This window comes from Haloparvum sedimenti, assembly GCF_001462205.1.
Taxonomy (GTDB): domain Archaea; phylum Halobacteriota; class Halobacteria; order Halobacteriales; family Haloferacaceae; genus Haloparvum; species Haloparvum sedimenti.
In genome coordinates this window covers 45,506-50,328 of the sequence record NZ_LKIR01000127.1, presented here as the reverse complement: position 1 = coordinate 50,328, position 4,823 = coordinate 45,506, and the positions used below count along the sequence as shown (strand labels likewise).

General features: G+C 70.3%; 5 protein-coding genes. 4 read left to right on the top strand and 1 reads right to left on the bottom strand.

The window, feature by feature from the left end:
* Window positions 1–339 precede the first annotated feature (339 nt).
* Window positions 340–1,290 carry a transcription initiation factor IIB gene (locus AN233_RS10325; protein WP_058366704.1) on the top strand — a complete coding sequence of 317 codons (951 nt, stop codon included), beginning with the start codon at window positions 340–342 and terminating at the stop codon, window positions 1,288–1,290.
* Between the two features lie 61 nt (window positions 1,291–1,351).
* On the opposite strand, the gene AN233_RS10320 is transcribed toward AN233_RS10325, so the two are convergent.
* On the bottom strand, window positions 1,352–2,965 hold the full coding sequence (locus AN233_RS10320; protein WP_058366703.1) for a flippase activity-associated protein Agl23: 1,614 nt from the start codon (window positions 2,963–2,965) through the stop codon (window positions 1,352–1,354).
* Between the two features lie 156 nt (window positions 2,966–3,121).
* Between AN233_RS10320 and AN233_RS10315 the strand changes: the two genes are divergently transcribed.
* The 3 genes from AN233_RS10315 to AN233_RS18065 all read left to right on the top strand — a co-directional run.
* Window positions 3,122–3,433, top strand: coding sequence for a hypothetical protein (locus tag AN233_RS10315; protein WP_058366702.1), 312 nt, complete (start codon window positions 3,122–3,124; stop codon window positions 3,431–3,433).
* A gap of 94 nt (window positions 3,434–3,527) precedes the next feature.
* The gene (locus tag AN233_RS10310; protein ID WP_058366701.1) at window positions 3,528–3,962 is read left to right on the top strand and encodes a universal stress protein; all 435 of its coding nucleotides are present in this window, start codon (window positions 3,528–3,530) and stop codon (window positions 3,960–3,962) included.
* Between the two features lie 116 nt (window positions 3,963–4,078).
* On the top strand, window positions 4,079–4,823 hold a 745-nt coding region (locus AN233_RS18065; protein ID WP_394326205.1), incomplete at its 3' end, for an AMP-binding protein.

The following is a 4,823-nucleotide window of genomic DNA, read 5'->3' as shown; positions in this document are numbered from 1 at the left end:
GCGTCCACGCCGGCAGACTCGGTGGTGCTCATACCCACCCATATTCGGTGGTTATACAAAAGTCTTTGTGAATGTTTGGTAGTAATAGCCCGTCGAACTGGCGCTCCCCCCGTCGCGTGGGCGGCCGGTCGACGCGACCGAGCACCGGAGGTGAACGCGACCGGCCTCGTCGCGCCGGCCGACGGTCGACCCACCTCCAGACACGGTCGGGGAGGTGCCGATTCAGGGGTTTAGACGCCCCAACGGCGCGGTTCCGGACGTTCTTCGGTCACCGGCGGTCGAAAACGGTCGTGAATCCGTCACAAAGGTTTAAATGAGCGACTGACCACAAATCTTATAATGGAACGCCCGACGCGGCAGCGCCAGCAGCAGCGGGAGACCGAACAGGAGGGCGAGGAGGCGGTCACGTGTCCCGAGTGCGACTCGGCGGAGATCGTGACGGACGCGGACCACGAGCTGGTGTGTGACGACTGCGGGCTGGTGCTGGACGAGAACCAGATCGACCGCGGCCCGGAGTGGCGGGCGTTCAACCACTCGGAACGGCAGTCGAAGTCGCGCGTGGGCGCCCCGATCACGGAGACAATGCACGACCGCGGGCTGACGACGACGATCGACTGGAAGGACAAGGACGCCTACGGTCGGTCGATCTCCTCGGAGAAGCGGTCGCAGATGCATCGGCTGCGAAAGTGGCAGGAACGCATCCGGACGAAGGACGCGGGCGAGCGAAACCTCCAGTTCGCGCTCTCGGAGATCGACCGCATGGCGTCGGCGCTGGGCGTTCCCCGGTCGGTCCGCGAGGTGGCGTCGGTCATCTACCGACGCGCGCTCTCGGAGGACCTGATCCGCGGCCGCTCTATCGAGGGCGTCTCCACGGCCGCGCTCTACGCCGCCTGCCGGCAGGAGGGGATCCCCCGCTCGCTCGACGAAGTCGCGGAGGTCTCCCGCGTGCCGCAAAAGGAGATCGGCCGCACCTACCGCTACATCTCTCAGGAACTCGGCCTCGAACTGAAGCCGGTCGACCCGAAACAGTTCGTCCCGCGGTTCGCCTCGGCGCTCGAACTCTCCGAGGAGGTACAGGCGAAGGCGACGGAGATCATCGACGTCTCCGCCGAACAGGGGCTGCTCTCGGGCAAGTCCCCCACCGGATTCGCGGCCGCGGCGATCTACGCCGCCTCCCTGCTCTGTAACGAGAAGAAGACCCAGCGCGAGGTCGCCGACGTGGCGCAGGTGACCGAGGTCACCATCCGCAACCGGTATCAGGAACAGATCGAAGCGATGGGCTTCCGATAGTCTCGGTCGCGTCACGCACGCTCCTTCTCGGGTCCGGCTCGGCCGACGACCGGACTGCCACCTACGTCGCCACGAACACGACGACCTCGCGGTTCCAGAGCCCGAGCCGAACGGTCTCGGCCTCGTGGTCCGGGAGCCGGTCGGCCACTTCCGTCTCGTGGGCCGGGTCCGCGATCACGACCGCGGGCTCGCCGGAGAGGTCCGCGGGCCGAGTGACGCTGTCCGTCTCCGCGTCCGCACGCTCCGTGTACCACGGGAGCGGCAGGCGCTCACCCCACGCCTCGCGCGCGCTTTCGGGGGTTATCGGCGGCCGTTCTGTCACCGACTCGTCGTGGAGGTAGTAGCGCTCCCCGACGTAGACGACGCGCGCGTTCTCGCCCTCGGCATCCGCGAGCGCGGCCTCCATCTCGGCGACGAGCGGTTCGAGGTCGTCCGCGGGCTGGCCGAACTGCGCGGTCGAGGCGTCGGGGCTCGGTGGCCCGTACACGTCGTCCGCGAGCACGACGCCCGCGTGGACCCCGACCGCGAGCAACAGCAGCAGCGCCGCGGTCGCGCGCGCCGCGTCGCCGGCGTCGACCGCGTCACTACCCCACCGAACCACCAGCGCCAGCCCGACGCCCGCGGGGACAGAAAGCGGGACCAGCAGGTGGACGAGCGTCCACGGCGCCACGACCTCCGCGACGACCGGGTAGGCCACGACGCCGAGGCCTGCCCACACGGCGGTGAACTCGACTACTGGCCGATGTCGGTCCCCGAGGACACCGTACCGGTCCGCGAGGAAGCCGCCCACGGCGACGAGGAACAGGGGAGCCGAACTCGCCAACAGGGTGCTCACCCCGCCCGACAGGAACGGGATGAACTCCGTGCCCGCGCGGTTGGCCACCCGGACCGCGAGGAACGCGTGGATCGGATCGACGAAGGTCCGCTCCGCGAGCGCGACCGGATCCGCGAGTAGCCCGGCACCGCGGGGCGCGAACAGGAGCGCCCACGTTCCGAGGAAGACGAACAGTGCGCGCGCGAGCGGCGTCGCGCGCTCGACCAGCCAGCCACCGCGCGCCGCAAGCGCCGCCGGAACGGTCTCCCCGGCGCCCGCGACGCGACGGTGGTCGACCGCCACGACGCCCGCGGCGAGGGTCACGGCCAGCGTCGCGACCACGAAGCCGGAGGTGGCGGCCGCGACCGCGGCCAGCGCGGCAGCGGCGTAGAGGTACCGGTCGCGGTCCGTGTCGACCCAGCGCAAGACGGTCCCGACCGCCGCCAGCGCCGCGGCCGCTGCGATCAGGTCGGCCCGAAGGAACCGCCCGTAGTAGACCAAAATCGGGGTGAACGCGAGCACTACCGCGGTCGCGACGGTCTCGTCGTCGTGGAGGCGACCCCGGAACAGCAGCGCCGTCGCGGGCAGCAGTCCCCCGACGAGCGCGACGGGCAGGCGCGCGAGCCAATCCGAGGCGCCGCCGAGACGGACGAGCCACTTCCCGGCGTGATACAGCAGGGGGCCGCCGGCGACGGGCCGGTACTCGTAGACGCCGGTCTCGGCGTAGCGGAGCGTCCAGTAGCCGACGCGGGCCTCGTCCCAGTGAAACGGCCGGGAGCCGAGGCCGACGACGCGCGCGACGAGCGCGAGCATCACGACCGCGACGACGGCGATCCGGACCCGGTCCCGGCTGTGAGCCATACGCGTGGCCTTTTCTCGCCCGATAAGTAGGTTTTCGGTTCCGCGTCGATGCGTGCGGTTGCTCCCGCTGTGGATCCCTGCGGGCGTTCCTCGATCCGTGCCCGGGGACCATCCCGTGTCGCAAGGCTCAATCGCCGCGGGCGCGTCCTCCCGCGCATGTCCGTGCTCTCGTCGCTGCCCGAGCGCCCGTTGAAGGAAGCGGAGGTCGCGTCGCTGAACCGGTCCGACGGAGTCGACCTCGCGGTCGCCACCGAGCCGGACGGCCCGACCGCGGGCCTGGTCGTCGCGACCGACGAGTGGGTGAAGGGGCTCGCGTTCGACGGGGAGTACGCGGAGGCGACGGGGTTCGAGGGTGAGTGGACGGTCGTCGAGACGGTCAGCCTCGACGAGAGCGAGCGCTACGAGGGGCTTCGAACCTGTGAGGATGCGGTGTTCGAGGCGCTGGAAGGGACCTCGGACGCGGCGTAGGAGCGCTCCCTGCCCGTGGCGGGATGGAAGTCGCCCGTGGCGCCGCGCCCCCGGGAGGTGCTTTCTAAAGGGAGGCCCTCGTATCCTCTAGCACATGTACGACAACATCCTCGTTCCAACCGACGGAAGTCCGGCCTCCGACGCGGCCATCGACCACGCCATCGACCTCGCGAAGCGCTACGACGCCCGCGTCCACGCGCTGTACGTGGTCGACGGCGCCGCCTACTCCACCCTGGAGGCCGGCGCCCAGGTCGTCGTCGAAGCTCTCGAGAAGGAGGGTGAGGAGGCCACCGAGCGCGTCGCCGAGGCCGCCACCGATGCCGGCGTCGAGACGGTGACGACGGTGACGACCGGCACCGCATATCGGTCGATCAGCGACTACGTCGCGGAGAACGACATCGACCTGATCGTGATGGGGACCCACGGGCGCCGGGGGCTCGACCGCTACCTCCTCGGCTCCGTCACGGAACGCGTCGTTCGCACCTCCGACGTGCCCGTGATGACCGTCCGCCAGTCCGACGAGGACTGAACGACCTGCATCGGGTCGACGCATCCGGCGGGTTTTTTTGATCGAGAGTTCGGTCCATCGACTGCGTCGAGCCGGCGACCGCAAGGCAATTATGACCACTCCCGAATAGCCGAGGCATGCGCGACTGGCTCTCACACCGGGTCGCCGCGACGCCGGACGCGTCCGCGCTCGTCCGCGCCGAGGACGGCGAGACGTGGTCGTACGGCGACCTCGACCGGCTCGTCGCCGAGACGGCCGGCCGCCTCTCCGCGCTCGGGATCGAGTCGGGCGACCACCTGGGCGTGCTCTGTTCCGCCCGCGTCGGCTACGTGGGCCTCGTCCACGCCGCGATGCGGCTCGGCGTCACCCTCGTCCCGCTGGGTGACGACCTGACGCCGCGCGAACTGCGAGAGCGCACGGCCCGCGCCGAGCCGACCGCGCTGGTTTGCGGTGCCGAAACGGAACCGAAAGCCGTCGCCATGGTCGAGGACGACGACACCGAGGAGCTTCCCCTGCTCAGCGTGGACGACCCCGATCACGAGCGCGTGAGCGCGCTCCACGACGCCGACCCGGTTCCGATCGATCCGCCGACGTGGGAGCTCGACGATCGGCTCTGCCTGCTTTTCACCTCCGGGACGACGGGCGAGCCGAAGGCGGTCGAGCTGACCGCCGCCAACGTGCTCGCCTCGGCGGTGGCGAACGCCTTTCGCCTCGGCGTCTCGCCGGGCGACCGCTGGCTCGTCACGCTCTCTCTTCACCACATGGGCGGGCTCGCGCCGGTGTACCGCTGCGCACTCTACGGGACGACGCTGGTGCTCCGGCGCTCGTTCGACCCCGGCGGCGCGGCCGACGACATCGACCGCTACGACGTGACCGGCGTCT